The sequence below is a fragment of the Ramlibacter sp. AN1015 genome (assembly GCF_037726105.1).
GTDB lineage: Bacteria > Pseudomonadota > Gammaproteobacteria > Burkholderiales > Burkholderiaceae_C > Ramlibacter.
Genome location: NZ_JBBJUM010000004.1, coordinates 324227 through 350334 on the forward strand (window position 1 = coordinate 324227; position 26108 = coordinate 350334).

27 protein-coding genes are annotated in these 26108 nt (G+C 69.6%); 7 read left to right on the forward strand and 20 right to left on the reverse strand.

Annotated elements, in window-relative coordinates; all coding sequences use genetic code 11:
• Positions 1-76 precede the first annotated feature (76 nt).
• Positions 77-430, reverse strand: a complete 354-nt coding sequence (locus WG922_RS09080; protein WP_340282198.1) for a winged helix-turn-helix domain-containing protein — start codon at positions 428-430, stop codon at positions 77-79.
• Positions 431-529: 99 nt separating this feature from the next.
• Here WG922_RS09080 and modA point away from each other — a divergent pair, with 99 nt between their 5' ends.
• Genes modA through WG922_RS09095 form a run of 3 tightly spaced genes read left to right on the forward strand, consistent with a single transcriptional unit; the run spans position 530 to position 3015 of the window.
• On the forward strand, positions 530-1300 hold the full coding sequence (modA, locus tag WG922_RS09085) for a molybdate ABC transporter substrate-binding protein (RefSeq protein ID WP_340282199.1): 771 nt from the start codon (positions 530-532) through the stop codon (positions 1298-1300).
• Positions 1300-1962, forward strand: coding sequence for a molybdate ABC transporter permease subunit (gene modB / locus WG922_RS09090; RefSeq protein WP_340282200.1), 663 nt, complete (start codon positions 1300-1302; stop codon positions 1960-1962). The genes modA and modB overlap by 1 nt, the downstream gene beginning before the upstream one ends.
• Positions 1963-3015 carry an ABC transporter ATP-binding protein gene (locus WG922_RS09095; RefSeq protein WP_340282201.1) on the forward strand — a complete coding sequence of 351 codons (1053 nt, stop codon included), beginning with the start codon at positions 1963-1965 and terminating at the stop codon, positions 3013-3015. It begins immediately after the preceding gene.
• Positions 3016-3075: 60 nt separating this feature from the next.
• Here WG922_RS09095 and WG922_RS09100 read toward each other — a convergent pair whose 3' ends face one another.
• The 8 genes from WG922_RS09100 to WG922_RS09135 all read right to left on the reverse strand — a co-directional run bounded on the left by WG922_RS09100 (position 3076) and on the right by WG922_RS09135 (position 8917).
• Positions 3076-3462: a hypothetical protein gene (locus WG922_RS09100; protein WP_340282202.1), complete on the reverse strand. Its 387-nt coding sequence runs from the start codon at positions 3460-3462 to the stop codon at positions 3076-3078.
• A 320-nt stretch (positions 3463-3782) separates the two neighbouring features.
• The gene (locus WG922_RS09105; RefSeq protein ID WP_340282203.1) at positions 3783-4052 is read right to left on the reverse strand and encodes a hypothetical protein; all 270 of its coding nucleotides are present in this window, start codon (positions 4050-4052) and stop codon (positions 3783-3785) included.
• A gap of 110 nt (positions 4053-4162) precedes the next feature.
• On the reverse strand, positions 4163-4519 hold the full coding sequence (locus WG922_RS09110) for a copper-binding protein (RefSeq protein ID WP_340282204.1): 357 nt from the start codon (positions 4517-4519) through the stop codon (positions 4163-4165).
• Positions 4520-4727: 208 nt separating this feature from the next.
• Complete coding sequence (locus tag WG922_RS09115; RefSeq protein WP_340282205.1) at positions 4728-5228, reverse strand: cupredoxin domain-containing protein; 501 nt, start codon at positions 5226-5228, stop codon at positions 4728-4730.
• Positions 5229-5256: 28 nt separating this feature from the next.
• On the reverse strand, positions 5257-6645 hold the full coding sequence (locus tag WG922_RS09120; protein ID WP_340282206.1) for a multicopper oxidase family protein: 1389 nt from the start codon (positions 6643-6645) through the stop codon (positions 5257-5259).
• A 15-nt stretch (positions 6646-6660) separates the two neighbouring features.
• On the reverse strand, positions 6661-8064 hold the full coding sequence (locus WG922_RS09125) for a TolC family protein (RefSeq protein ID WP_340282207.1): 1404 nt from the start codon (positions 8062-8064) through the stop codon (positions 6661-6663).
• A complete protein-coding gene (locus tag WG922_RS09130; protein WP_340282208.1) occupies positions 8061-8417 on the reverse strand; it encodes a hypothetical protein in 357 nt (118 codons plus the stop codon). The genes WG922_RS09125 and WG922_RS09130 overlap by 4 nt, the downstream gene beginning before the upstream one ends.
• A gap of 98 nt (positions 8418-8515) precedes the next feature.
• Entirely contained in the window at positions 8516-8917 is a 402-nt protein-coding gene (locus WG922_RS09135; RefSeq protein ID WP_340282209.1) for a hypothetical protein, read from the reverse strand.
• A gap of 169 nt (positions 8918-9086) precedes the next feature.
• Here WG922_RS09135 and WG922_RS09140 point away from each other — a divergent pair, with 169 nt between their 5' ends.
• Positions 9087-9407 carry a heavy-metal-associated domain-containing protein gene (locus WG922_RS09140; RefSeq protein WP_340282210.1) on the forward strand — a complete coding sequence of 107 codons (321 nt, stop codon included), beginning with the start codon at positions 9087-9089 and terminating at the stop codon, positions 9405-9407.
• A 124-nt stretch (positions 9408-9531) separates the two neighbouring features.
• Positions 9532-11964, forward strand: coding sequence for a copper-transporting P-type ATPase (locus WG922_RS09145; protein ID WP_340282211.1), 2433 nt, complete (start codon positions 9532-9534; stop codon positions 11962-11964).
• 112 nt (positions 11965-12076) lie between these two features.
• Here WG922_RS09145 and WG922_RS09150 read toward each other — a convergent pair whose 3' ends face one another.
• The 7 genes from WG922_RS09150 to mltG all read right to left on the reverse strand — a co-directional run bounded on the left by WG922_RS09150 (position 12077) and on the right by mltG (position 18105).
• A complete protein-coding gene (locus tag WG922_RS09150; protein WP_340282212.1) occupies positions 12077-13543 on the reverse strand; it encodes an MFS transporter in 1467 nt (488 codons plus the stop codon).
• Positions 13540-14199, reverse strand: a complete 660-nt coding sequence (locus WG922_RS09155) for an ankyrin repeat domain-containing protein (protein ID WP_340282213.1) — start codon at positions 14197-14199, stop codon at positions 13540-13542. The genes WG922_RS09150 and WG922_RS09155 overlap by 4 nt, the downstream gene beginning before the upstream one ends.
• Positions 14200-14218: 19 nt before the next feature.
• The gene (locus tag WG922_RS09160) at positions 14219-15025 is read right to left on the reverse strand and encodes a TatD family hydrolase (RefSeq protein ID WP_340282214.1); all 807 of its coding nucleotides are present in this window, start codon (positions 15023-15025) and stop codon (positions 14219-14221) included.
• Between the two features lie 83 nt (positions 15026-15108).
• Entirely contained in the window at positions 15109-15465 is a 357-nt protein-coding gene (locus WG922_RS09165) for a PilZ domain-containing protein (RefSeq protein ID WP_340282216.1), read from the reverse strand.
• Positions 15462-16469, reverse strand: coding sequence for a DNA polymerase III subunit delta' (locus tag WG922_RS09170; protein WP_340282217.1), 1008 nt, complete (start codon positions 16467-16469; stop codon positions 15462-15464). The genes WG922_RS09165 and WG922_RS09170 overlap by 4 nt, the downstream gene beginning before the upstream one ends.
• On the reverse strand, positions 16460-17098 hold the full coding sequence (gene tmk / locus WG922_RS09175; RefSeq protein WP_340282219.1) for a dTMP kinase: 639 nt from the start codon (positions 17096-17098) through the stop codon (positions 16460-16462). Before tmk ends, WG922_RS09170 begins: the two co-directional genes overlap by 10 nt.
• The gene (gene mltG / locus WG922_RS09180; protein ID WP_340282264.1) at positions 17095-18105 is read right to left on the reverse strand and encodes an endolytic transglycosylase MltG; all 1011 of its coding nucleotides are present in this window, start codon (positions 18103-18105) and stop codon (positions 17095-17097) included. The genes tmk and mltG overlap by 4 nt, the downstream gene beginning before the upstream one ends.
• 45 nt (positions 18106-18150) lie before the next feature.
• Here mltG and ygfZ point away from each other — a divergent pair, with 45 nt between their 5' ends.
• Positions 18151-19071 (forward strand): CAF17-like 4Fe-4S cluster assembly/insertion protein YgfZ, encoded by a 921-nt coding sequence (gene ygfZ / locus WG922_RS09185; RefSeq protein ID WP_340282220.1) that lies wholly within the window; start codon positions 18151-18153, stop codon positions 19069-19071.
• A 101-nt stretch (positions 19072-19172) separates the two neighbouring features.
• Here the strand turns inward: ygfZ and WG922_RS09190 are convergent, their stop codons facing one another.
• Both WG922_RS09190 and WG922_RS09195 read right to left on the reverse strand, forming a co-directional pair.
• The gene (locus WG922_RS09190; RefSeq protein WP_340282221.1) at positions 19173-20075 is read right to left on the reverse strand and encodes a YbgC/FadM family acyl-CoA thioesterase; all 903 of its coding nucleotides are present in this window, start codon (positions 20073-20075) and stop codon (positions 19173-19175) included.
• Between the two features lie 16 nt (positions 20076-20091).
• Positions 20092-21057, reverse strand: coding sequence for an alpha/beta hydrolase (locus WG922_RS09195; RefSeq protein ID WP_340282223.1), 966 nt, complete (start codon positions 21055-21057; stop codon positions 20092-20094).
• Between the two features lie 70 nt (positions 21058-21127).
• On the opposite strand from WG922_RS09195, the gene WG922_RS09200 reads away from it, so the two are divergent.
• Positions 21128-22264, forward strand: coding sequence for an iron-containing alcohol dehydrogenase (locus WG922_RS09200; protein ID WP_340282225.1), 1137 nt, complete (start codon positions 21128-21130; stop codon positions 22262-22264).
• A 272-nt stretch (positions 22265-22536) separates the two neighbouring features.
• On the opposite strand, the gene WG922_RS09205 is transcribed toward WG922_RS09200, so the two are convergent.
• Entirely contained in the window at positions 22537-23625 is a 1089-nt protein-coding gene (locus WG922_RS09205; protein WP_340282226.1) for a patatin-like phospholipase family protein, read from the reverse strand.
• Between the two features lie 4 nt (positions 23626-23629).
• Positions 23630-25984 (reverse strand): Tex family protein, encoded by a 2355-nt coding sequence (locus WG922_RS09210; RefSeq protein WP_340282227.1) that lies wholly within the window; start codon positions 25982-25984, stop codon positions 23630-23632.
• Positions 25985-26108 lie beyond the last annotated feature (124 nt).

Consider the following 26108-nt stretch of genomic DNA (forward strand, 5'->3'; position numbering starts at 1 on the left):
AACGGTGATTGTGGGCGGAAGCCGCACGGGCCCGGTGTCGGCCGTCACCGGGTCAGGCGGATAAACACGCCTTCCGCTATCGCAGCAGTCGCTCGAACCCTTTCGTATGGCGGGCGATCGCGGCGTCGGCCGCCGCGTGCATGTCCCGGTACTTCTGGAGTGCCTTGGCCCCGAGCGCGGTCACCACCGCACCGCCGCGCGATGCGCCGCCACGCCCGACATCGACGAGCGGCGCCTGGAACTGTTCGTTCATGCTCCTGACGAGCAGCCAGGCACGGCTGTAGCTCATCTCCAGCGCCCGGGCGGCGCCCGAGATGCTTCCGTGCGCCTGGATTGCCTCGAGCAGGGCGGCCTTGCCGGGCCCCATGGCAACCCCGGCCTTGATCGAGACCTTGACGACGAACTTCGGCTCAACGCGCTTGGTGCCCACCGCGGCAGCATACCGTGCGCAAGTTGCGCTGCGCCGCTCCGTTATATTTCACCGGCTATATCGGACGACCTCTCTCGCACATCCCGAGAACGCAGTGCCATGAACCGACGCCAATTTCTGCCCCTCGGCCTTGCGCTCGCCGGTGCCTGCGCGGGCGCCCAGCCGGCCACTCCGGTGGTGGCAGCCGCGTCGGACCTGAAGTTCGCGCTCGACGAGATCGTCGAAAACTACGTGAGAAGCACCGGCCACAGGGTGCGGGTGGTCTATGGATCTTCGGGCAACTTCGCGCGGCAGCTTGCGCAGGGCGCCCCGTTCGACCTCTTCATGTCGGCGGACGAAGCGTTCGTCGAGCAGCTGGAGCGCAGAGGGCTCACCCAGGACGGCGGGGCGCTCTACGGGGTCGGCCGGATCGTCCTGTTCACGCCCGATCCACCCGCGTTCCGGCTCGACCCCGAACTCACCGGCCTGCGCGACGCCCTCGCGCAAGGCCGCATCCGGAAGTTCGCCCTGGCAAACCCCGAGCACGCACCTTACGGCCGCGCGGCCATGCAGGCGCTGCAGGCGAGCGGCCTGTGGACGCAGCTCGAGCCCAGGGTCGTGCTCGGCGAGAACGTCTCACAGGCGGCGCAGTTCGCCGTCAGCGGAAACGCACAAGGCGGCATGTTCGCCCTGTCCCTCGCGCTGGCGCCGGGATTCGGCGGTCGCGGCACCTACGTGGTAATTCCTGAGCACCTGCACCAGCCGCTGCGCCAACGCATGGTGCTCATGCGCCGCGCCGGCCCCGACGCGAAAGCGTTCCATGCCTATCTCGCGCAGCCGGATGCCCGCAGCGTCCTGCGTCGGTACGGCTTCCGGCTGCCGGGCGAGTGATGGACTGGACCGCGCTCAAGCTCTCGTTCCTGCTGGCCCTGGGTACCTGCCTGACGCTGCTGCCGCTCGGCATCCTCGTGGCCCGGCCGCTGGCGCGTTCGCGCGCGCGCCATCGCTGGCTCGTGGAGGCCGCGCTGAACCTGCCGCTGGTGCTGCCGCCGACCGTGCTGGGCTTCTACCTGCTCGTCGCGCTGGGCGCGGGGTCTCCGCTCGGGGCGGCATACGAGCATCTCGTAGGGCACCCGCTGGCGTTCTCGTTCGAGGGCCTGCTGCTCGCATCGGTCCTGTTCAACATTCCCTTTGCCGTCGTCCCGATGCTGCGTGCGTTCGAGGGCGTGGGCGAAGAGGTTCTGCAGGCTGCCCGCTCGTGCGGAATGACTCCGTGGCAGGCGTTCGTGCGCGTCGAGTTGCCCCTGGCATGGCCCGGCGTGGTGTCGGGGCTGGTGCTCACGGCGGCGCACACGCTGGGCGAGTTCGGCGTCGTGCTCATGGTGGGAGGCAGCATTCCGGGCGAGACCAAGACCATTGCCATCGCCATCTACGATCGCGTCCAGGCGTTCGACATGCGTTCGGCCGGCACGATGTCGGCCTTCCTGCTGCTCGTTTCGATGGTGGCGCTGGGCCTGGCTGCGCGGCAGGGTCGAACTGCGAGGGCTCTCTAGGTGCTGCGCGTCGAGTTGCGCCAGACGCACCCCGTCAGCCTGGAGGCGACGCTCGCCTGCGCTCCCGGCGAGCTGCTCGCAGTCGTCGGTCCGTCCGGCACGGGCAAGTCCACGCTCCTGAAATCGATCGCCGGACTCCTGCACGGCGCTACGGGGCTGGTCCGGGTGGGCGAGACGACCTGGCTGGACACCGCGGCGGGGGTGGACGTGCCGGTTCACCGGCGACCGGTGGGGTTCGTCTTCCAGAGCTACGGCCTGTTCCCGCACATGACCGTGCTCGAGAACGTGATGGCGGGCGCCAGCGGCTCGGGGGCGCAGCGGCGCGCCCAGGCTGTATCGGCACTCGAGGCGGTTCATATGGTGGGGCTGGAGGGGCGCATGCCTTTCCAGCTGTCGGGCGGCCAGCAGCAGCGCGTCGGCGTCGCGCGGGCACTCGCCCGGCAGCCGCAGCTGCTGCTGCTCGACGAGCCTTTCTCGGCAGTCGATCAGATGACCAAGGAGCGCCTCTACGAGGAGCTTGCCGAGCTGCGATCGACGCTCGCCATCCCGACGGTGCTGGTGACGCACTCCATCCCGGAAGCGCAGGTCCTTGCCGACCGCATGGTCGTGCTCCATCGCGGCAGAACCTTGCAGGAGGGTGCACCGCAGGACGTCTACCGGCATCCCGCCGACGCAGACGTCGCGCGCCTCATGGGACACAAGAACGTGTTTGCTGCGCAACTGCGAAGAGAGCAGGGCGCCACGGTGCTGACGTGGGAGGAGGCGGACCTGCAAGTTCGTTCGGACCTGCCGGCCGGGCCGGTGCGTTTTTGCGTAGCCACCGACGACGTGCGGCTCATCGAACCTGGTGCGGCCATGGAAAACACCCTGGACGCGGCGGTGGTCCGGATGGTCTCGGTGGGCGCGAACACCCGCGTCTACGCCCGGCTCGCGACCGGCACCGTGCTCGCGCTGACCGCGCCGAAGCACGTGCTGCGTCGGCGCGGCATCGAGGTCGGGCGGCCGGTGCGCCTGTCGCTGCCGGTCGATGCGGTGCATGTCATGCCCGGCTAGCGGCGATGGTTTCGCGGCGGCCGCGTCAGTCCGCGAGGCTTTGCAGCGGCCAGTTCCCGCTCACGACTTCACCATGTGCTTCATGTGGTCGATCACGTGCGTGTGTTCGTGCTGCGGGCTGAACATCACGATCTCGGCGTCCGCGTCCACCCGCACGTTGTGGCCCGGCGGCCAGTAGAAGAGGTCGTGCGCGTTGACCGTCTCCTGCGTTCCTTGCTCGTCCGTCGTGGTGATCCGCCCTTGCAGGACATAGCCCCAGTGCGGGCACTGGCAGGCGTTGTGGTGCAGCCCCTGGAACAAGGGGGTGGTATCGACGCCGGCGGACAGGCTGAAATACTCGCCGCTGATCTTGCCGTAGCCGGCGGCGTCGCCGAAATCGAGTTTCTGCCGGATCACCGCGCCCGGAATCTCCATCTGCACGTCCACTTTGTCTCTGGCGATATGCATGTTGCTGCTCCTGTGAATGCCGCGGGTGCTCGGTTCATGCGTCTGTCGATCGCGCCCGCCGGGAAGGAATCGACGACGAGCCCATGATCCACAAGGGGCGTTCCCGAAACGTTCCCGGTGGCGCAGCGATGAGTGAGAGGGGCGCGCCTGCATCTGAGCGATGAGCGAGCACTGATGCCTCTGCCATGCGCACGGCATTTGACATAACGCACATCGTATTCCTCCTGGATGGATCTCAGCACAGGGGCGGACGGAACGCCGCAGGCTCGGCTGACCGGCCCCGAAGTCATCCAGCGCCCGGGGTTCATCGAGTAGCCGCGCTACGTGCATTGCTCGTGGATCGACTGCATCTGCTGCCGCATCTCGGGCGTCATCGACTTCATGTGCTCCTGCATGAGCGCCTGCTGCTGCGCGGGAGCCTTGCCGCTCATCATCTTCTTGTGCATCTCGCACATGGCCTGCGGGTCCATCCTGCCCATGCGCGCGTGATCGTGCGCATCGCTGTGCGCAGGAGCGGCGGCACAGCCGGCCAGGCCCACGGCGACGAGCGCAGAAGACCACAGGGGCACTGCGCGTGAAATCAGCATCATGGTTTTCCTCTCTTACGGTTGGAGTACGGAGCGAACTACCGCAGCCCCGCGATGCGGGCGCCCGGCTGCCGCAGCGAGATGCGCCACTCGCAGGCTGGGCGCTGTGCGCGTTATCGGATGCTCTCGATGGTGGTGACGAAGTACGTGCCGTCCTTCTTGTTCGCAACGAAGCGCACCTTGTCGCCCTGCTTGAGACCCTCCAGCAACCCGGGGTCGGCAGCGGTGAAGACCATCGTCATGGCCGGCATGTCCAGGTTGGCCAGCGGGCCGTGCCGCAGGGTCACCTTGCCTTGCTCGAGGTCCACCTTGCGGACTTCGCCCTCGGACCGGGGCTCGCCCGATGCCGCGGCAGTGCCTGCGGCCGCAGGGTGGTGAGACGCGTGGTCGCCGCTTGCGGGGACCTGCTGTGCGCCCGCCGCGAGTGCCATGAGGCTGGCCGCGAAGGCCAGCATGTGCTTTGCTTGCATGTGAATCTCCGTCAAAGGTGCAGAAAGAGGTGGCCCCGCTGGCCCGGCGCGGCGTGGCGATGAGAAGGTCTTGGAACGAATCGCTCGCGCGGCCCCGCAGCCGCGCCCGAATCGCTCACCGGCGTGCCCGCAGCGATCGGGAGTGCCAGGAGCAGCCGTCTTTCCGGGAGGCGCTTCACCTGACGGCGCGGCAGATGATCGATGCGCGTCATCGCACCCTCACCTTGCCAACCATGCCTGCTTCGAAGTGACCCGGAATGAGGCAGGCGAACTGGAACTCGCCGGCCTTGGTGAACCGCCAGACGATCTCGCCCGCAGTTCCAGGCTTGACGTGGGCCATGCTCGGCTCGTCGTGCTCCATGCCGGGGTGCTTCTTCATGAGTTCGGCGTGCTCCTTCAGCGCCTCGGGCGTGCCCAGGACCATCTCGTGGAGGACGGCGCCCGCGTTGGGTATGACGAACCGGACGGTCTCGCCCTGCTCGACGGTGATGTTCTCCGGGTGGAAGCGCATCGAATCGTCCATCGTGACGCGGATGGTGCGCGTGACCTTCTTGGGGTCGCCCTGCTGCCCGAACGGGGTGTCTTCCACCCTGCCCGGCTCGAACCTGGGGGTCGATGTGTGCGGCATGTCGGTGTGGGCAAAAGCGCTGGACGTTGTCGCCACGGCAGACGCAGCAATCACGACACCGAGGACTTGCTTCAATTTCATTGGAGGACCTTGGGTAGTTGGCGTGTGATCAATGCCCGGAGTGCCCGGAATGGCCGGTCGGCTTGCGAACGCTCATCGGGCTGGAAGCCGGCGCCGGCGTGACGCCCGCGTCCGGCGCGCGTGCGGGCGACGCGACGGGGCCGGTGTATTCGTAGGCCACCGTGCCGGGCGGATGCCTGTACCAACCCGGGTCCGAGTAGACGCCGGGCTTCACGTCGTCGCGAACCTTCACGGCCGTGAACATGCCGCCCATCTCCATGGGTCCGAACGGTCCCTGGCCGGACATCATCGGCAGCGTGTTGTCCGGAAGGGGCATTTCCATCGACCCCATGTCCGCCATGCCTTTCTCGCCCATGACCATGTAGTCGGGAACGAGCCTGGTGATGCGCTCCGCGAGGCCGCGGTGATCGACACCGATCATGTTGGGAACGTCGTGGCCCATGGCGTTCATGGTGTGGTGCGACTTGTGGCAATGGATCGCCCAGTCGCCCGCCACCGCGTCGAATTCGAAGGCGCGCATCTGGCCCACCGCAATGTCGGTGGTGACCTCGGGCCAGCGCGCAGCCGGAGGCACCCAGCCGCCGTCGGTGCCTGTCACCGTGAAGTGCGGTCCGTGCATGTGGATGGGGTGGTTGGTCATGGTCAGGTTGCCCACGCGAACGCGCACACGCTCGCCCGTACGCGCGACGATCGGGTCGATCCCCGGGAACACGCGGCTGTTGAAAGTCCACAGATTGAAGTCCGTCATCTCGGATGTGCGCGGCGTGGCGCTACCCGGCTCGATGTCGTAGGCGGCGAGCAGGAAGACGAAATCCCGGTCCACCCGCATCTGCCGCGGGTCCCTGGGATGGACGATGAACATGCCCATCATCCCCATGGCCATCTGCACCATCTCGTCGGCATGGGGGTGGTACATGTGCGTGCCGGAGCGCAGCAGGGTGTACTCGTAGACGAAGGTCTTGCCGGGCGGGATGTGCGGCTGGGTGAGTCCGCCGACTCCATCCATGCCCGAGGGCAGCATGATCCCGTGCCAGTGCACGGTCGTGTGCTCCGGAAGCCTGTTCGTCACGAAGATGCGGACGCGGTCGCCCTCCACCGCTTCGATGGTGGGCCCCGGGCTGGAGCCGTTGTAGCCCCACAGGTTGGCCTTCATGCCAGGCGCGAACTCGCGCACCACCGGTTCGGCAACCAGATGGAACTCCTTGACGCCGTTGTTCATGCGCCAGGGCAGCGACCATCCGTTGAGCGTCGCCACCGGGTTGAACGGCCGTCCCGTTTCCGGGGCGAGCGGCGGCTGCGTGGACGGAGCAGTCCGCGTGACCGCTTCGGGCAGCGAGGCTGCGCCGATGCGGCTGACCGCGGTCGCACCGAGCGCGACGGCGCTTGCGGTTCTGAAGAAGTTTCGTCGAGTCGACATGTGGTCTGTTCTCTCTCAATGGGCGGCAGCTTCAGGCGCTGATGCCTGGGCAGGGCCTGCGACGGCGGCGCTGGTTGCGGGCGACCCGCCGGTCACGGCGGTGGACAAGGCGGTCTCGGCGATCCAGAAGTCGCGCAGGGCCTGGACGTAGGAGCTCACTGCGCGAACCTGTTCTCGCGAGTCGGCGAGCAGCTCGAAGACTCCGATCAGCATGCCGTTGTAGCGAAGCAGGTTTTCCTCCGAGATACGCTTCCTGAGTGGGACGACCTCGTCTCGGTAGTGCCGGGCGAGGTCGTAGGCCGTCCGGTAGGCGGAGTACGACTCCCGGACCTCGGATCGCGCATTGACCGCCATCTCCGCGGTGCGGTTCACGGCCTGCATGTAGGTGGCTTCGGCACGCGCCCGGCGGGTCGATCCGAAGTCGAACAGCGGCAACTCCAGCTCCACCTCGTAGCCGTTCGCACGGGGTTCTCCGGACACGCTCTTGTTCGCGTAGCCCAGCTCCAGCACGTTGACGAAGCCGGTCGCCCGGGTGAGCCCGAGCGCGCGCGCCGTCGCTTCGGCGCTCCGCCGCGACGCCAGCACATCCAGTCGCTTGTGCATCGCCGTCTGTTCCGCGTGCAGCGGTTCCACGGGCGCTCCCGGAAGGTCCGGCAAGCGCTGGGGCAAGGTGAAGCCGAGCTGCGGGCCCCACAGGCCGAGCGCCCGCGTCAGCCGTTCGCGTTCGGCGACCGCCTGGTGCTGCGCGCGGGCCAGCTCCGACGTGGCGTCGGCATAGAACGCCTGTTCGCGCATCTGCGCCAGCTTGTTGAAGTTTCCCGCCTGCACCATGCGCCGTGCCAACTCGTTGGACACATCGGCCGCCTCCTTGACCTGCTGCAGGTACACGACCAGTTCCTGCGCGGCGACGGCCGCGTAGAAGGCCTGGCGCGCCTGAGCGCCAAGCGCGACGGCATCGCTCGCTGCCTGCAGTTGGGCCTGTTCGAAGCGCCGCTGTTCCACCTGGCGTGCCACCGGCCGGGTAATGAGTGCGAGCACGTTGAACATCACCGACCGCTCTATCTCGACGGCGCCCTGCCCTTCCCTCATGCGGCCGAAGCTGAAAACCGGGTTGGCCAGTCGCCCGGCGCGCACCAGTTCCGATTCCGCGATCCCGAGAGCGTGGAGATCGGCCTGCAGGCCGCGGTTGTTCAGGAACGCCACTTCCACGGCGGCGTCGGCGCTCAGCGGCTGCGCGAGCAGCTCGTCGATCCGGGCCTGCGCGTGGAGCGTGTCTTGCGCGCTGCGCTGGTAGGACGGCGCCTGCCCGGTGCGCTCCCGCGTGAGCTCGGCGACACGGTCGAAGCCGCCGTCGGGAGAAAACGACGCGCATCCGGCAAGCAGCACGGCCGCCGCTGCGCTTGCACACAGGCGGATCACTGGTGCGCTCCCATGCCGGAGTGACCCGCCGGCGGATAGGGTGCGGCGGAGGGCGCAGCGGATGGCCCATGCGCGGGTGCGGTCGAGCGCGCCGCCTCGGCGGGACGGGCCGGCTCGGAGGGTGCTGCCCCCGCACCGTGACTCCCGCTGTGCTTCGCGCTCCCGACGGTGTCGTTGACCGCCCGCCAGTCGCCCCGCTTGAGCTCTCGCCAGGGCTTGTAGTCCGAGAAGGCAGACTGGTACTGCAGTGCGGGAGCATCGCCCGCTGGGTGGGCGGGATGCGTCTGGGCCAGCGCCATGAGCGGCAGCCCGAAGAAGGCAGCCGCAGCGCGCCACAAGGTTTTCCTGTTCATTGTCCAAACCCGATCTGAACTGCCGACGATGTCGGCCAATGCCCGTGCGCAGGCGCACACGGGCCCCTTCAGGCCCCCCGCGTGGGGGCCTCGATGGGTCAGACGGTTCGGGGTGGCCGCTCCTGGCCTTCGGGCACGAAGCTCGCAGGCGGAACGTAGAGATGGGGAAATACCGTCGAGACGGGCTGCAGTTCGGCGACGGTCACGGAGCCGCTCACCAGGCCGGTCACGGAACAGGACGCAGCGCACAGGTTGCACTTGTCCGACGCGCCCGTATGGCCGTGGCCACCAGCGTCGCCCGTTCCCGTGTGCTCGTGCGCCGTCGCATCATGGTGGGAGCTGCTTTCCTGCGTGACGTGCTCGTGGCCGTGTCCGCTTGGCTGGGCCTGTGCCTGGACGTGTGCGGGAGGACCCGAGCACGGCATGGACACGGCCAAAGCACCCCGTGCCGGCAGAAGCACAGCGAGCAGCAGCAGGAGCCAGAAGCGAAACGACGTCACGACGCGAGGTTAGCACGGGCAGGAATTTCCTAGCCTGCAGACCGGCCGGTCGAGGTGCGCTCAGCTTCGGAAACTCTTCGCGCGGCAAAGGCGGGCTGCGCGAAAAAAACACTTGACTCTGACATGGTGGGAAGGTTGACAGTGCCTCACCAACCGAAAAGGAGAAGCAATGGTCACGATCACTTTCCACGTCGACGGCATGTCCTGCGGACACTGCGCGAGCACCATCTCCCGCGCAATTGCCGCGGTGGACAAAGCCGCTCGCCTGGACATCGACATCGCCCGCAAGCTCGTGCGGGTCACCAGCAGCGAGTCTGCTGCGGAGCTTGCCGAGGCGCTCCGGGACGCGGGCTACCCGCCTCGGGTTTCCGCGGCCGAGCGTGGCCAGGCCGCGTCCAGCGGCTGTGGCTGTGGCTGCGGAAGCCGAAAGACCGCTGCGGCTGACTCCCGTCGAGACGCAGCAGCCGCAAGCTGTCCAAGCTGCGGCTGATGCGAGAGCCCACGAGCAGGTGACGACCAGCAGGGGCACCGTCGCTTCTGCAGGGGGCGCGCAGCCGCCGGCGCCCACGCGGCCGCCGCCCCGCGCTGAGAACAAGCAACACCAGGAGCACACCATGCACCCCAACAACGCGTCGCACCGGGAATGCGGTGGCGAGCACGGCCACCAGCACCAGCACGAGAAAGGGCATCCGCCTCGAGATCGGCAGCAGCAGCTCGAACCCGCAGAGCCCGACGCTGCACAGCTCGAGCACACCTGTCCGATGCACCCGGAAGTGCGTCAGACGGGCCCTGGCTCGTGTCCGGAGTGCGGGATGTTCCTGAAGCCCGTGGCGGCAGCGGCCGTTCACGCACATTCGCCCGGCCCGCACCGTGGGGGGCACCTCCCGCGCACCCCTCCTGCGCCGTCACGGCCGGGCGATCTGGACCAGGGCAGTCCGGATGCCGAATACACCTGCCCGATGCATCCGGAGATCCGGCAGGTCGGCCCAGGAAATTGCCCCATCTGCGGCATGGCCCTGGAGCCGGTGCTGGCAAGCGGCGCTACCGGCGAGAGCGCCGAGCTGCGGGACATGAGCCGTCGATTCTGGATCGGGCTGGCGCTGACGGTCCCCGTCTTCGCACTCGAAATGGGCGGGCACTTGCTGGACCTTGGCCACCTCGTCGAAGCGCAGACCTCCAATTGGCTCCAGCTGCTGTTCGCCACGCCGGTCGTTCTCTGGGCCGGGTGGCCATTCTTCGTCCGCGGCTGGCAGTCGCTGCGCAACCGCAGCCTGAACATGTTCACCCTCATCGCCCTGGGCACGGGTGCCGCCTGGCTGTACAGCATGGTCGGCACCATCGCGCCGGGGCTTTTCCCGCAGGAGCTGCGCGGGCACGGCGGGGCGGTCGCCATCTACTTCGAAGCAGCCGCCGTCATCACGGTGCTGGTCCTGCTCGGTCAGGTGCTGGAGCTGCGCGCGCGCGAAAAGACGTCGGGCGCCATCAAGGCGCTGCTGGAACTCGCCCCGAAGACGGCAGTGCGGGTGGCGGCGGACGGATCGGACGAGATCGTGCAGATCGACACCATCCAGGTGGGCGAGCTGCTGCGCGTGCGGCCCGGCGAGAAGATTCCGGTGGATGGCGAGCTGACCGAGGGCAAAGGCACCGTGGATGAATCGATGGTGACCGGCGAGCCGATGCCGGTGCGGAAGGCGCCGGGCTCGAAGGTCACCGCGGGCACCATCAACCAGACCGGCGGCTTCGTCATCCGGGCAGAAAAGGTGGGCGCCGACACCCTCCTCTCCCAGATCGTCCACATGGTGGCGTCGGCGCAGCGTAGCCGCGCACCGATCCAGCGCATGGCGGACCGCGTGGCTGCGTGGTTCGTGCCCGTGGTTCTCGTCGTGGCCCTGCTCACTTTCGGCGCGTGGCTGCTGTGGGGCCCGAGTCCCGCGTTGTCGTACGCGCTGATCACATCGGTGGCGGTCCTCATCATCGCGTGCCCGTGTGCCCTGGGCCTCGCCACGCCCATGTCCATCATGGTGGGCGTGGGTCGCGGAGCGCAGCAGGGCGTGCTGATTCGCGATGCGCAGGCGCTCGAGCGCATGGAGCAGGTCGATACGGTCGTGGTCGACAAGACCGGCACCCTGACCGAAGGCAAGCCCCGAGTGGTCCACATCGAGCCGGCCGCAGGCTTCGAGGCCACCGAAGTGTTGCGCAAGCTGGCCAGTGTCGAACGCGCGAGCGAGCACCCGTTGGCCGTCGCCGTGGTGGCGGCCGCCCACGAGGGCGGTCTGCAGCTCTCGCAGGTGAGCGACTTCGACTCCCCTGCCGGCAAGGGAGTCGTCGGCAGGGTCGATGGAGTCGCTGTCATCAGCGGAGCCGCCAGGTTCCTCGCGGAGCACGGCATCGAGGTGTCGCCCCTGCACGCCGCCGCAGAACGGCAGCGCGCCAGATCGGCCACGGTCATCTACGTGGCGCTCGACGCCAGGCTGGCCGGCTTCGTGGCCATCGCCGACCCGATCAAGGAAACCACTCCTGCGGCGCTCGCCGGCTTGCGGGAAGCCGGAATGCGCATCGTCATGCTCACCGGCGACAGCCAGACCACGGCCCGGGCGGTGGGCAAGGAACTGGGCATCGAGGAGGTCGTCGCGGAGGTTTTCCCCGAGGACAAGGCCAGCATCGTCCAGCGGCTGCGAAAGGAAGGGCGCATCGTGGCGATGGCTGGCGACGGTGTGAACGACGCGCCGGCCCTGGCGGCGGCCGACGTGGGCATTGCGATGGGGACCGGCACGGACGTTGCGATGGAGAGCGCCGGAATCACGCTCCTGAGAGGCGACCTCACCGGCATCGTCCGCGCACGGCGGCTCTCGCAGGCCACCATGAAGAACATCAGGCAGAACCTCTTCCTGTCCTTTGCCTACAACGTGGCGGGCATACCGGTCGCCGCTGGCGTGCTGTACCCCGTGTTCGGGCTGCTGCTCTCGCCGGTGGTCGCCGCCGCTGCGATGTCGCTGTCGTCCGTCAGCGTGATCGCGAACGCGCTGCGCTTGAGAACTTCACGGTAGATCGCCGGTCCGGCGCAGCGGCCGTCGGTACGCCTGGCGCGTTGCCGCGGTGCCATCGAACTGCGTCCAGCGCGCCTGCGGTACCGCGCCTGGCACCGCCGGCGCGAGGCCCTCAGGCCGATTCGATGCCCGGCGGGGAGCGCAGCTGCCAGGCCGCCAGCATCGCAAGCGCGCACACGGCGGCCAGCAGCAGGAAGGTTTCGTTGAACGCGGCCAGGCGCTGCGGGCTTGCGGCCGCAGCGATCAGCGAGGCGCCGTGCACGGCGGCACGCCATTCGAGCACCAGGGCGCACAGGCTCACGCCAGCGGCGCCGCCCAGCGTGCGCAGGAAGTTGATCGTGCTTGCTCCCTGCGGAATCAGCGCGTTCGGCAGCGGGCGCATGGAGCCGAGGTTGAGCGCGGGCATGACCAGTCCCAGGCCCATCCTTCCGAGGATCGTCCACGCCGCCACGAGCAGCAGCCCGGCGCCCAGCTTCACCGTGGGCATCAGCGCGAAGGACAGCGCGAGCATGCCGAGCCCGCAGCCGAGCAGCACGTGGATCGGCACGCGGTTCACCAGCCGGCCCGACACGCCGATGGTGACGGCGAGGACGGCGCCTGCCGGCAGCAGGATGGCCCCCACGCTGGAGGGCGGCAGCGCCAGCCCGATCTGCATGTACACCGGTACCAGGTAGGTCGATCCGAACAGCGCCACCCCGAAGATGAAGGACACGATGCTGCCGAAGGCGAACGTGCGGTGGCCGAACAGGCCGAGGTTCATGAGCGCCGGGGTACCGAGCCGCCCGGCCCGACGCAGCCACGCGACGAGCGAGGCGAAGAGCACGACCGCGCTGCCGAGCAGCCCCGCCGCCAGGAGGCGGTCGCCTCCGCGGATCTCGAGCAGGCCGTTGAGCAGGCACAAGGTGGCGGCCGTGCCGATGACCAGGCCGGTCCAGTCGAGGCGCGGGCCGTGCCGGTCGGCGGCGGCCCCGCCGGGAGCGCTGGTCGGCACGAACCGGCTGGCCAGCCAGATGGCGGTCAGGCACACCGGAACGACCATGAAGAACGTCGAACGCCAGCCGAACCAATCGACCAGCACGCCGCCGATGCTGGGGCCGAGCGCCGGCGCCAGCACCACGCCCATGCCGAAGAAACCGCTCGCGCGGCCCTGCTCGTGCCGCTCGAAGGCGCGCAGGATGACGATGGCTGCGATCGGTTGCACGACTCCGGCTGCGAGCCCCTCCACCACCCGCGCGGCGAGCACCACCGGGTAGGTGCTCGCCAGCCCGCCCGCCACGCCGCCGGCCATCAGGACCATCATGGCCCCCACGTAGGTGCGTCGATAGCCGTGCCGCGCCAGCAGCCAGGGCGTCGTGAGCATGGACACCGTCATGGCCACCATGAAGCCGGAACTCACCCATTGCGCCCTGCCCTGGCTCAGCCCGAACACCTGGCTCAGGTCGGGAATGGCGACGTTCACGACGGTGGCCGACATGACGGAGGCCACCGTGCCGGTCATGACGGCCAGCAGCAGCAGCCATCGGTAGCGCGGCCCGTGGCGCGCGCCCAGTCCCGCGATGGAGTCGTCGCGCCCCGTCACCAGGTGCCGCGGGGCCGTTGCGCGCGCACGTGCTGCGCGATCAGTTCGGCGGCGTCGCGGCGCTGGGCCTGCACGGCGAAGTCGAGCGCGGTCATGCCCAACTGGTTGCGCATCGTCACGTCGGCGCCGGCATCCAGCAGCAGCTTGACGGCCGGCGCCGTGCCGTACATGGCCGCCATCATGAGCGGCGTCGTTCCGTTCGGCGACTCGGCGTCGATGAAGGCGTGGTGCTCGAGCAGCAGCGCCATGATTTCCAGGTGCCCGCCGGTCGCCGCATAGTGCAGCGGCGCCCAGCCGGGCTTGCTCACGTGGGCATCGCGTGCGATCAGCCGGCGCACCATCTCGGTATGGCCTTTCAGCGCAGCCATCATGAGCGGGCTCTCGTCCTCGCGGTTGCGGGCTTCGACGTTGGTCTTGGGCCAATCGACCAGCACGCGCGCGACCTTCAGCGCCGGTTCGCGCAAGGCGAGGTACAGCCCGTGCTGCCCGTCGGGAGCACGGGTGTCGGCGTCGAAGCCACGCTGCAGCAGCGACTGCACGGCGGCGGCATCGTCGCGCTTGATGGCGGTGAAGAAGTCCTCATAGGAGCCGGCGTGTGCGGCAGAAAAACAAAGCAGGACAACGAGATACGCGGCGAACTTCGTCCAGATTCTCATGAAACTCTCTCCCTGGAGGTCAGGCCGGGAGCGTCTGGAAGAGCCGCTCGAAGTTGGCGGTGGTCCGGCGCCCGACCTCATCGACGTCCATGCCCCGCAAAGCCGCGATCTGGGCGGCCACGTACGGGACATACGACGGGTTGTTGGTCTTGCCACGATACGGCACCGGCGCCAGGTAGGGGCTGTCCGTCTCGATCAACATGCGGTCGAGCGGCACGAAGGCGGCCACTTCCCGCAGCTCGACCGCGTTCTTGAACGTGAGGATGCCGGAGAACGAGATGTGGAAACCCAGGTCTAGCGCGGCACGGGCGACTGCGGCCGTCTCGGTGAAGCAGTGGAAGACACCGCCCGCCGTGCCGGTCGAGCCGTCCTCGCCCTCCTCCCGCAGGATCGCCAGCGTGTCGTCCGAGGCCGAGCGGGTGTGGATCACCAGCGGCTTGCCGGTCGCGCGCGCCGCGCGGATGTGGGTGCGAAATCGCTCGCGCTGCCACTCCAGGTCGGCGACGCTGCGCCCGCCCTTGCGCGTGTCCATGCCGTAGTAGTCGAGCCCGGTTTCGCCGATCGCCACCACCCGCGGGTGGTCGGCGCGCTGGACGAGGTCTTCGACGCCCGGCTCGGTCAACCCTTCCGTGTCGGGATGCACGCCGACGCTCGCCCAGAAGTTGGGGTAGGTGGTGGCCAGCGCGAGCACCTGCTCGAATTCCTCCAGCGTGGTGCAGATGCACAGAGCCTGCTCGACCCGTGCCGCAGCCATGGCCTCCCGGATGGAGGGCAGCTCGGAGGCCAGTTCAGGAAAACTCAGGTGGCAGTGGGAATCGACGAACATGGAAGCGGGCGGAAAAGGAACGGCGGGGCGGCCGCGCAACGCGGCACCCGGGCATGGAATCGACGAGGCGCAGGCGCCGCGTGTCAGATGGTCTGGGTCGGCCGCTCGGACGCGAGATGGCTGCCCAGCAGCTCCTCGATCTTGATCTTCAGCAGCTTGGACTTTTCGTCCATCGGGAAGCGGATGCCCACGCCCTGCGTGCGGTTGGCCGCGGCGCGCGGCGGCGTAACCCAGGCCACTTTTCCCGCCACGGGGTAACGCTGCGGATCGTCCGGCAGCGACAGCAGCACGTAGACGTCGTCGCCGAGCTTGTAGTCGCGGGTCGTGGGGATGAACACGCCCCCTTCCGTGAACAGCGGGATGTACGCCGCATACAGCGCGGCCTTCTCCTTGATGGCCAGCTGAATGACGCTCGGGCGGGGGGTGGCGGTAGTGCTCATGGGTGTCGGCCCGGCAAGTGTAGGGCCGTGCGGGCGCGGCTCACAAGCGCTTCCAGCATCAGGCCCGGATTGAAGGGGTGTTCGGCGGTGCGGGCTGCCGAGATGAGTTCGCGCCACCATGCGGACAGCTCCGCCACCGGCGGCGGCGCAGGCAGCTCGGACGGTGCGAAGAACCGCGGGCGGGCGCCGGTCGCTGCCGCCAGCAGATCGTGGCAGACCTTCTGCAGTGCGTTGACGGCCTCGGCCGGCGACAGGCCCGCCAGGGCCTGCACGTCGCCGCGGGCCAGCGCGCGGGGCAGCTGGCTCCACTGCCGCGCCTCGCGCCCGGCCCGCGCCGCCCGCATGGCGTCGTCGGGGCGGCCGCCGGCAGCGCGCAGCAGCACCGCCGCATCGGCCGCCGCCAGGCCCTCGGCCGCCAGCCAGGAGAGCGCCTGCGCCTCGTCCGGCCAGGCCATGGTGTGGCCGATGCAGCGGCTGCGGATCGTGGGCAGCAGCTGGTGCGCGGCGTCGCTGGCCAGCACGAAGCGCGTATCGCCGGCCGGCTCCTCCAGGGTCTTGAGCAGCGCGTTGGCGGCGATGGCGTTCATGCGCTCGGCCGGGTAGACCACCACCACCTTGCCGCGACCGCGGGCGCTGGTGCGTTGCGAGAACTCCACGGCGTCGCGCAGCGCCTCGACGCGGATTTCGCGGCTGGGCTTGCGCTTCTTGTCGTCGATCTCCTGCTGCGCCTTCTCGCCCAGTGGCCAGCCGAGTTCGAGCATGCCGGTCTCGGGCATGAGCAGGCACAGGTCGGCGTGGGTGCGCACGGCGATGGCGTGGCAGCTCGGGCACGCTGCGCAGCCGCCGTCTGCGGTGGGCTGCTCGCACAGCCAGCCGCGTGCCAGACCGAGCGCCAGCTCGTACTGGCCCAGCCCCGACGGTCCCTGCAGCAGCAGCGCATGGCCGGGCTGTACCAGCAGCTGGCGCAGTTGCGACGCGATCCATGGAGCGGCGCTCACAGCCACCCCCTCGAGGCGACTGCGGCGCGCACCTGCTCCCACACGGCTTCGCGCGGGCCGGAGGCGTCGATGCGGACGAAGCGCCCGGGCTCGGCCCCGGCGCGCAGCGCGTAGCCCTCGGCCACGCGGCGGAAGAACGCGAGGGGCTGCGCTTCGAACTTGTCGGGCACGCGTGCGCCGGCCAGGCGCTCGGCAGCCTGCTCCGGCGCCAGCTCGAACAGCAGCGTCAGGTCGGGCTGGCGCAGGGTGCCGTCGGCCCTGCCCTGCACCCAGCGTTCGAGCTGCGCCAGCACGCCGGCATCGAATCCGCGCCCGCCGCCCTGGTAGGCGAAGGTCGCATCGGTGAAACGATCGCACAACACCAGTTCGCCCCGTCCGAGCGCCGGCTCGATCACCTGCACGAGGTGGTCGCGCCGCGCAGCGAACATCAGCAGCGTCTCGGTCAGCGCGTCCATGGGCTCGCCCAGTGCCATCCGCCGCAGCGCTTCGGCCAGGGGGGTGCCTCCGGGCTCGCGCGTGCGGACCACGCTGTGCCCCGCGGCTGCCAGCGCCGAGGACAGGGCCTCGACGTGCGTCGATTTGCCGGCCCCGTCGATACCTTCGACGCTGATGAACACGCCGCTGCGTCCGCTCATTTGCCGCCGCCGCGCTGGTATTTGTTGACGGCCCGGTTGTGCTCTTCCAGGCTGTGGCTGAACTGGCTGCTGCCGTCCCCGCGCGCCACGAAATACAAGGCCTTGCTCTGCGCCGGCTGCACCGCCGCCAGCAGCGAATCCTTGCCGGGCATGGCAATGGGCGTGGGCGGCAGCCCGGGCCGGGTGTAGGTGTTCCAGGGCGTGTCGGTGCGCAGGTGCGAGCGCTTGAGGTCGCCGTCGAAGGCGGGGCCGATGCCGTAGATGACGGTGGGATCGGTCTGCAGCGGCATGCCGATGCGCAGCCGGTTGTGGAACACCGCCGAGACCATGGTTCTCTCGGCGCCGCGGCCCGTCTCTTTCTCGATGATGCTGGCCAGGATCAGGGCCTGTTCGGGATTGCGCACCTGCGCGTCGGGTGCGCGCTGCTCCCACGCCTGGGCCAGGCGCCGGTCCATGGCGCGCGCCGCGCGCTGCAGCACGGCGAGGTCGCTGCTGCCCTTGGCGAAGGTGTAGGTGTCGGGGAAGAAGCGGCCCTCCGGGTGGACCCCCGGCTGCCCGACGCGCTCCATCACGGCTTCGTCGCTCAGGCCCGCGGTGTCTGCCCGCAGTTCGCCGCTCTTGGCCAGCGCGGCGCGGAACTGCCGGAAGGTCCAGCCCTCGACCAGGGTCACGGTCGACAGCGCCTCTTCGCCGCGCGCCAGCTTGTCCAGCAGCGCGCGCGGGCTCGTCCCCTGCGTGATCTCGTAGTTGCCGGCCTTGATCTGACGCGCCTGGCCGGAAAGGCGGAACCACGCGTACAGCAGGCGCGGATCGACCGACACCCCGGCGTCCGCGACCGCCTGCGCCACCTTTTTCGGCAGCGTGCCGGGCTCGATGACGAGATCGACCGTGGGCTGGCGCAGCGGCAGCGGGTGCTGCAGCCACCACAGCGCGGTGGCGCCGGCCGCTACGGCCAGAAGGGCGCCGATGAGGAAGATCGAAAGGAGGAAGCGCCGCACGAAACGCAAGGCCCGCAAGGGAGGAAGGGGGAGGAGCGGGGATGATAATTCAGCATGACTTCAGCACTGGACGGCGTTGCCCCCCTGCCCCACCTCGGCCTCATCCGTGTGGAGGGCGACGAAGCGGCGAAATTCCTCAACAGCCAGCTCACCCAGGATTTCGCCTTGCTGCGCCCCGACGAGGCCCGGCTGGCGGCGTTCTGCAATGCCAAGGGGCGCATGCAGGCCAGCTTCGTCGCGGTGCCCATCGCCCCCGGCGACTTCCTGCTGGTGCTCTCGCGTGACTTGCTCGCCCAGACGCTCAAGCGGCTGTCCATGTTCGTGCTGCGCACCAGGGCGCGCCTCACCGACGCCACCGCGGCGTTCGAATTGCGCGGGCTGGCGGGTGGCGCCGTTCGTGCGGCCGCCGGCGGCGCGCCGCTTTCGCCGTGGTCGCACCGCGTGCAGGAGGCTGGCCATCTGGTCGGGCTCTACTCCGCCGACGGTATCGAGCGCGCCCTCTGGCTGGCGCCCCACGGCACGCCCTCCCCGGCCGGCTCCGCCATATCGACCGAGGACTGGCTGTGGGGCGAGGTGCGCAGCGCGGTGCCGACCTTGACCGCCCCCGTCTTCGAGGCCTTCGTTCCACAGATGCTCAACTACGAATCGGTAGGCGGCGTGAACTTCAAGAAGGGCTGCTATCCAGGCCAGGAGGTCGTGGCCCGCAGCCAGTTCCGGGGCACGCTCAAGCGCCGCATGTTCCCGGCGCATGCGTCGCAGCCGCTCGCCGCGGGCATGGAGCTGTTCCACGATGCCGATCCGGGCCAGCCCTGCGGACTGGTGGTGCAGGCCGCCGCGGCGCCGCAGGGAGGCTGGGACGCGCTGGTGTCGGTGCAGCTCGCCGCCACCGAAGGCGGCCAGATCCGCGCCGCAGCGCCGGACGGGCCTGCGCTGGAGCTGAAACCGCTGCCCTACCCGCTGCTCGCCGACATCTAGGTCGCCAGCGTGTCCCTATCGGAGCGCTTCGAGCGCGACGCTCGAACGCACCACCGCGCCAGGCATTTCGGCAGCGTGCGCCTGCGGGCGTTCGGCCCCGCTCAGGCGGCCTGGCCCTCCAGCGGCAGCGGTGCCGACATGAGCACGTGGGGAATGCCGGCTTCCTCGAAGGGCGCGCCTTCGCTGCGAAAGCCCAGCCGGCGATAGAACGACTCGGCCGAGCGCTGCGCGTGCAGCACGCAGCGCGTGTCGCCACGTTGCGCCGCCGCGTCCAGCAGCGCGCGCATCACCTGCTGCCCCACGCCGCTGCCGCGCAGCGCCGCGTGCACGGCCACCCGCCCCACCTTGGCCACACCCGCATCCGCGCGCAGCAGCCGGCCGGTGCCCACCACCTGCCCGAGCCGGTTGGTGGCCAACGCGTGCAGCGCGCCTTCATCCTCGTCGTCCCACTCGAGCTCCTGCGGGACGCCCTGCTCCTGCACGAAGACGCGGGTGCGCAGCGGCCGGGCGTGCGGACCCAGCGCGTCCCACGGGCCCGTGCGCACCGCGACCATCGCCTCGCCGGCTTCGTAGCCGCTCAGGACGTCGCGCAGCGCCTGCGGCACCGGCCGCGAGGTCTGGGTGCTCGGGTCGGCGAACACATACAGCAGCTCACAGCCGACGAGCCGCTGCTCGCCACGGAAGATGGCGCCCTGGAATGCCATCGAACTGTTGCCGATGCGTCCGCAGCGCAGGCCGACGTCCAGGCGGTCGTCCATGCGGGCCGAGGCGTCGTATTCGACCGTTGCCTTCTTCACGTAGAGGTCGCCGCCGAGCTGGTGCATGGCCTCTTCGTAGGGCAGCGCCAGCGCCCGCCAGTAATCGGCGACGGCGGTGTCGAAGTACATGAGGTAGTGGGCATTGAAGACGATCTTCTGCATGTCGATCTCGGCCCAGCGCACGCGCAGGCGGTGGAAGAAGCGGAAGTCGTCGCGGGAAGCGGGAGCGTCGTGCGTCATGGTCATGCGGTTGTCTTCGTGGTCATGCGGTCTGCGTCAGTGCCTCCGCCAGTGCGCGCGCGGCGTCCTGGTGCGCCTGCCGCGCCTCGGGAATCGCGCGGCTCATGCGGATGAATTCGTGGACCACGCCGTGGTAGATCTCCAGCGCTACCGGCACGCGTGCCGCGCGCAGCCGATCGGCGTAGGCGATGCCTTCGTCCACCAGCGGATCGCATTCGGCCAGGCCGAACCACGCCGCAGCCACGCCCTCCAGGTCGGGTGCGTACAGCGGCGCGAAGCGCCAGTCGCCGCGTGCCTGCTCGTCCAGGTAGTGCGCGAAGAACCAGTCGATCAGCGTGGCGTCCAGCAGCAGGCCTTCGCGGTAGTGCTGGTGCGAGGGCAGCTCCCCGTAGCCAGCGCAGCCGGGATAGAACAGCAGCTGCAGCGCCAGCGACAGGCCTGCGTCGCGGGCGAGGATGGCGCACACCGCCGCCAGCGTGCCGCCGGCGCTGTCGCCGCCCACCGCAATGCGCCCGCCGTCGAGGCCGAGCGTGGGCCCTCGGACTGCCAGCCAGCACAGCGCATCCCAGGCGTCGTCCACGGCCTGCGGAAAACGGTACTCGGGCGCGAGCCGGTAGTCGAGCGACACCACGGCACAGCCGCTGAGGCGGCACAGCTCGCGGCACAGCACGTCGTGCGTGGCGATGCTGCCGATGGTGAATCCCCCGCCGTGGAAATAGAGCAGCACGGGCAGGCGCCGCCCGTGCCCCGCCCGCGCGGGCAGCCCGGTGGCGTACAGACGCGCAGGCATGGCATGGCCGTCGCGGGCGGGAATGAAAAAATCCTCGACGTGCGGCAGCGGCGCCGCTGCCACCTCCAGCACGCCGGCCGCCTTTTCATAGACGGCGCGGGCAGCTTGCGCACCCATGGTGTGCAGCGGCGGATGACCAGCGCGGGCCATGCGTTCGAGCACGGAACGGGTAGCGGGCGTCAGTCGCGGATGTGGCATGGCGTGGTTTGGAAACTGTGGCATCGTAGCCGCCCCACTTCGCAGATTGGCAGCTCCGCAGCCTCGCACCATGGCCCTCATCCACTACATCACCCAGGTCCAGTTCGAATTCGGCGCCTTGCGGCTGCTCGCGCAGGAGTGCGCGCGGGTGGGCATCCGCCGGCCGCTGGTGGTCACCGACGCGGGCGTGCGCGCAGCCGGCGTCCTGCAAGGCGCGCTCGACGCGCTGGGCGACTTGCCTGTGGCCGTGTTCGACCAGACCCCCTCCAACCCCACCGAAGCGGCGGTGCGCGCGGCCAGCGCGCTCTACCACGCGCAGGGCTGCGACGGGCTGGTGGCGGTAGGCGGCGGCTCTTCGATCGACTGCGCCAAGGGCGTTGCGATCGCCGCCACGCACGATGGCCCCCTGACCCACTACGCCACCGTCGAGGGTGGCGCCGGCCGGATCACCGAGCGCGTCGCGCCGCTGATCGCGGTGCCCACCACCAGCGGCACCGGCAGCGAGGTGGCACGCGGCGCGATCGTCATCGTCGATGACGGCCGCAAGCTCGGCTTCCACTCCTGGCACCTGGTGCCCCGCGTGGCCATCTGCGACCCCGCGCTCACGCTTGGGCTGCCGCCGCGCCTCACGGCGGCCACCGGCATGGACGCCATCGCCCACTGCATGGAAACCTTCATGGCGCCCAGCTTCAACCCGCCGGCCGATGGCATCGCCCTGGACGGGCTCGAGCGCGGCTGGGCGCACATCGAACGCGCCACCCGCGACGGCAGCGACCGCGAAGCGCGCATGAATCTCATGAGCGCGTCCATGCAGGGTGCGATGGCTTTCCAGAAAGGCCTCGGCTGCGTGCACTCCCTCAGCCACAGCCTGGGCGGGGCCGACCCGCGCCTTCATCACGGCACCCTCAACGCCTTGTTCCTGCCGGCCGTGGTGCGCTTCAACGCGCAGGCCGAGTCGGTGCGCAGCGAGCGCCGGATCGAGCGCATGGCCCGCGCCATGGGCCTGCAGTCCGCAGAGGACGTGCCCGAGGCCATTCGCGACATGAACGCGCGACTGGGACTGCCCACGCGCCTGTCCGAGCTCGGCGTCACGCCCGCGCTCTTTCCCAAGGTGATCGCCGGCGCCCTGGCCGACCACTGCCACAAGACCAATCCGCGCGAGGCGAGCGCGCAGGACTACGAACGCATGCTGTCCGAGGCGCTCTGAGGGTAGGGCAGCCGCGCACTGCGCACGGCTACGCCTTCGCGATCCTTCGGCGTCGCGGCCCCGCGGCGAAAGAGTCCACCGCGACATCAATCTCCGCCGCGATCCGGAACTTGAGCGCCCTCACCTTGGGCGCCTCACCTTGGGCGCCCGGACGTTCGGAACACCCGACTCCCGACGCATCCGGCCGTCAGCAAACCGGGTCCCGGCGCACCGGGTCCCGAGCCCCTCCCAAGCCGGCCACGCTGCAAAGCCGTCGCCGAGAACGTCCGTCTTCAAAGCGCCTCGACATGGCGCACATCCGGCCGCTCGATCCACGCGGAGAACTCCTCGGCGAGCTGCTCGCTGGCTGCGACGGCGGCGCTCCACGCGGCTACCCGGGCGTCGAAGTCGAGCGCATACCGGGAGAAATCGGTGCGATCGGGCAGCTTGCCGTTCGGCAGGCGCGCGACCCACGCCGGGTCGGGCGCGAGCACGACCATGTGATCCAGGAAGGAAGTGGCCGCGTGGCGCCAGCGCAGGCCCTTGTCGAGCCAGCCGGGCACCACCGCGCGCTGGAAATGCGGATAGAGCACCAGCCCGCCGCCACGCGACGGCGGGTGCCAGCACAGGTGCAGGTGGTAGTCGGTGATGCCGCCGTCCCAGTAGGCGCCGGGCGGCGCACCCGGAATGTCGTGCACCGCCCGCAGCGCGAAAGGAATCGAGCAGCTCGCCTGTACCACCTGGAAGAAGTTGTCCTGCGTCAGCGCGACGCGGCGGGTCCGGAAGTCCTGCGTGTCGAAGGGCAAGGAGGCCCCGCCGGTGGAGAACACCACGCGCTCGAGCCACGCGCCGAGGGCCTTGCGGTGCACGGCGTTGCTCAGGAAGGCACCCAGGTAGCCCAGAGGCGTCGCCAGGCGGTGCTCACGCCCGAGCAGGTGGCGGCCGCGCGCGGTGACCACATGGAGCCGCCACCGCGGATGCCCCAGCACCGAGGCCACCTGTTCGCCGTAGAAGCTGCGAAGACCCTGGCCGAAACGCTCGGAGACGTGCTCCGGCGTCGGCATGCGACGCCCCGGCGCAACTTCGTACTGCTGGCGGATGTAGTCGTGCGAGAGGCGCGCGAACGCGGCGGACGCATCGGGCAGGCAGGCGGCTGCCATGCGCCAGGCGCCGATGGAGGCGCCCACCAGGTGCACCGGCTGGCTGCTGCGCGGCAGCCAGTCGCCAAAGATGAAACGGTCCAGCGGCCCCAGCACCAGCCCCTTGGGTCCGCCGGCAGCCGCCGGAATGGCCCCGATGTCCTCTGCGCGCAAGCCCTCGCGGGCGATGTGCTGGCGTGCCGCGGGGCCCGCATAGATGCGCAGCGCACGCGGGCCGGCCATGTCGCTATTTGCGCGCAGCCTGCAGCTTGGCGAAGGCGCCGGCCATCGCCGTCGGCGCGGGTGTCTGGGGCGACTGCTTCCAGTTGCGGCCGGGGTTACCCCGCTCGAAGCGGTTCTCGCTGGCGCGTGGGTCGCGTCCGCCACGCGCCGGTGCCTCGCCCAGTTTCATCGTCAGGCTGATGCGCTTGCGCGCTGCATCCACTTCCAGCACCTTCACCTTCACGATGTCGCCGGTCTTCACCACCTCGCGGGCGTCGTTGACGAACTTGTGCGCGAGCTGGCTCACGTGCACCAGCCCATCCTGGTGCACGCCCAGATCGACGAAGGCGCCGAAGGCCGCGACGTTGCTCACCGTGCCCTCGAGGACCATGCCCTCGCGCAGGTCGGCGATGTCTTCCACGCCCTCGTTGAAGCGCGCCACCTTGAAGTCCGGACGCGGGTCGCGGCCGGGCTTTTCGAGTTCGACGAGGATGTCCTTGACCGTGATGGCGCCGAACTTCTCGTCGGCGAAGCGCTCGGGCTGCAAGGACTTGAGCAGTTCGCCGCGCCCCATCACCTCCTGCACCGGCTTGCCCAGCGCGCCGAGCAGGCGCTCGACCACCGGATAGGTCTCGGGGTGCACGCCGGTCATGTCGAGCGGGTTGTCGCCACCGCGGATGCGCAGGAAGCCGGCGCTCTGTTCGAAGGTCTTGGCGCCCAGGCCGCTCACCTCCATCAGCTGCTGGCGGCTGCGGAAGGCGCCATGCGCTTCGCGCCAGCGCACCACCGACTTGGCGACGCTGGCCGAGAGCCCCGACACGCGCGACAGCAGCGGCACGCTGGCGGTATTGAGATCGACGCCCACCGCATTCACGCAGTCCTCGACCACCGCCCCCAGGGTGCGTGCGAGCTCGCCCTGGTTCACGTCGTGCTGGTACTGGCCCACGCCGATCGACTTGGGATCGATCTTCACCAGCTCGGCCAGCGGGTCTTGCAGCCGGCGCGCGATGCTGGCGGCGCCGCGCAAACTCACGTCCACGTCGGGCATCTCCTGCGAGGCGAATTCGCTCGCCGAATACACCGAGGCGCCCGCTTCCGAGACGACCACGCGCTGGATCTCGCCCGCATCTGCCTGGCGGCTCGCGAGGCGCTTGACCAGATCGGCCGCCAGCTTGTCGGTCTCGCGGCTGGCGGTGCCGTTGCCGATCGCGATCAGGTTCACGGGGTGCTTGATGCACAGCGCGCCGAGCGTGTGCAGCGCGCCTTCCCAGTCGCGCCGCGGCTCGTGCGGATAGACGGTGGCCGTGTCCACCAGCTTGCCCGTGGCATCGACCACGGCCACCTTCACGCCGGTGCGGATGCCCGGATCGAGCCCCATCACGACGCGCGGGCCCGCCGGCGCCGCCAGCAGCAGGTCGCGCAGGTTGTCGCCGAAGACCTTGATCGCCACCGCCTCGGCCCCTTCACGCAAGCGCGCGAACAGGTCGCGCTCGGTGGACAACGAGAGCTTCACCTTCCAGGTCCAGGCGACGCAGCGGCGCAGAAGGTCGTCGGCCGGCCGACCGGCGTGGCTCCAGCCCAGGTGCAGGGCGATGCGGCCTTCGGCAATCGAGGGCTTGCCCGGCTCCGGCTCCACCGGCTGCGCGAGCCGCGCCTCCAGAACTTCGAGCTGCCGCCCACGGAACACCGCCAGCGCGCGGTGCGAAGGCACGCGCCCGATCGGCTCGTCGTAGTCGAAGTAGTCGCGGAACTTCGCGACATCAGGGTGATTTTCATCCTTGCCCGCGGCCAGCTTGCTGCGAAAGAGGCCCGCTTCCCAGAGCCATTCGCGCACCGACTGCACCAGGCCCGGGTCCTCGGCCCAGCGCTCGGACAGGATGTCGCGCACGCCGTCGAGCACGGCAGGCACGCTGGTGAAGTCTTCGCCACCCTCACCCTTCTCCGTTTTCACGAACGCCTGCGCCTCGGCCTGCGGGTCGCGCGTGGGGTCGGCGAACAGCAGGTCTGCCAGCGGCTCGATGCCGGCCTCGCGCGCGATCTGCCCCTTGGTGCGGCGCTTGGGTTTGTAGGGAAGGTAGAGGTCTTCGACCTCCTGCTTGGTCGGCGCCGCCTCGATCGCGGCGCGCAGCTCGGGCGTGAGCTTGCCCTGCTCTTCGATGCTCTTGAGGACGGCTGCGCGCCGCTCCTGCAGCTCGCGCAGGTAGGCGAGGCGGGCCTCCAGCTCGCGCAGGTGCACATCGTCGAGTCCGCCGGTGGCTTCCTTGCGGTAGCGCGCGATGAAGGGGACCGTCGCCCCGGTGTCGAGCAGGGTCACCGCCTGCTGGACCTGGTGTTCTCCCACTCGGAGCTCGGCAGCGATCTGCCTCACGATGCTTTGCATGAACAGCACGGGTGCGTTTTGAGGACGGGCGAGTTTGCCACAGCACTGCGGAGCAACCGTGTACAGGAAATCGGGTCTTCCGCTGACACTTTTGCCGATCAGCCGTCCAAGAATGGGGTTCAGG

Excerpts from the sequence above, each read along its gene's own strand:
- modA (WP_340282199.1), top strand. The coding sequence starts at position 530 with ATGAACCGACGCCAATTTCTGCCCCTCGGCCTTGCGCTCGCCGGTGCC.
- modB (WP_340282200.1), top strand. The coding sequence starts at position 1,300 with ATGGACTGGACCGCGCTCAAGCTCTCGTTCCTGCTGGCCCTGGGTACC.
- WG922_RS09100 (WP_340282202.1), bottom strand. The coding sequence starts at position 3,462 with ATGCATATCGCCAGAGACAAAGTGGACGTGCAGATGGAGATTCCGGGC.
- WG922_RS09105 (WP_340282203.1), bottom strand. The coding sequence starts at position 4,052 with ATGATGCTGATTTCACGCGCAGTGCCCCTGTGGTCTTCTGCGCTCGTC.
- WG922_RS09110 (WP_340282204.1), bottom strand. The coding sequence starts at position 4,519 with ATGCAAGCAAAGCACATGCTGGCCTTCGCGGCCAGCCTCATGGCACTC.
- WG922_RS09115 (WP_340282205.1), bottom strand. The coding sequence starts at position 5,228 with ATGAAATTGAAGCAAGTCCTCGGTGTCGTGATTGCTGCGTCTGCCGTG.
- WG922_RS09120 (WP_340282206.1), bottom strand. The coding sequence starts at position 6,645 with ATGTCGACTCGACGAAACTTCTTCAGAACCGCAAGCGCCGTCGCGCTC.
- WG922_RS09130 (WP_340282208.1), bottom strand. The coding sequence starts at position 8,417 with ATGAACAGGAAAACCTTGTGGCGCGCTGCGGCTGCCTTCTTCGGGCTG.
- WG922_RS09140 (WP_340282210.1), top strand. The coding sequence starts at position 9,087 with ATGGTCACGATCACTTTCCACGTCGACGGCATGTCCTGCGGACACTGC.
- WG922_RS09145 (WP_340282211.1), top strand. The coding sequence starts at position 9,532 with ATGCACCCCAACAACGCGTCGCACCGGGAATGCGGTGGCGAGCACGGC.
- WG922_RS09155 (WP_340282213.1), bottom strand. The coding sequence starts at position 14,199 with ATGAGAATCTGGACGAAGTTCGCCGCGTATCTCGTTGTCCTGCTTTGT.
- WG922_RS09160 (WP_340282214.1), bottom strand. The coding sequence starts at position 15,025 with ATGTTCGTCGATTCCCACTGCCACCTGAGTTTTCCTGAACTGGCCTCC.
- WG922_RS09165 (WP_340282216.1), bottom strand. The coding sequence starts at position 15,465 with ATGAGCACTACCGCCACCCCCCGCCCGAGCGTCATTCAGCTGGCCATC.
- tmk (WP_340282219.1), bottom strand. The coding sequence starts at position 17,098 with ATGAGCGGACGCAGCGGCGTGTTCATCAGCGTCGAAGGTATCGACGGG.
- ygfZ (WP_340282220.1), top strand. The coding sequence starts at position 18,151 with ATGACTTCAGCACTGGACGGCGTTGCCCCCCTGCCCCACCTCGGCCTC.
- WG922_RS09190 (WP_340282221.1), bottom strand. The coding sequence starts at position 20,075 with ATGACCATGACGCACGACGCTCCCGCTTCCCGCGACGACTTCCGCTTC.
- WG922_RS09195 (WP_340282223.1), bottom strand. The coding sequence starts at position 21,057 with ATGCCACATCCGCGACTGACGCCCGCTACCCGTTCCGTGCTCGAACGC.
- WG922_RS09200 (WP_340282225.1), top strand. The coding sequence starts at position 21,128 with ATGGCCCTCATCCACTACATCACCCAGGTCCAGTTCGAATTCGGCGCC.
- WG922_RS09205 (WP_340282226.1), bottom strand. The coding sequence starts at position 23,625 with ATGGCCGGCCCGCGTGCGCTGCGCATCTATGCGGGCCCCGCGGCACGC.
- WG922_RS09210 (WP_340282227.1), bottom strand. The coding sequence starts at position 25,984 with ATGCAAAGCATCGTGAGGCAGATCGCTGCCGAGCTCCGAGTGGGAGAA.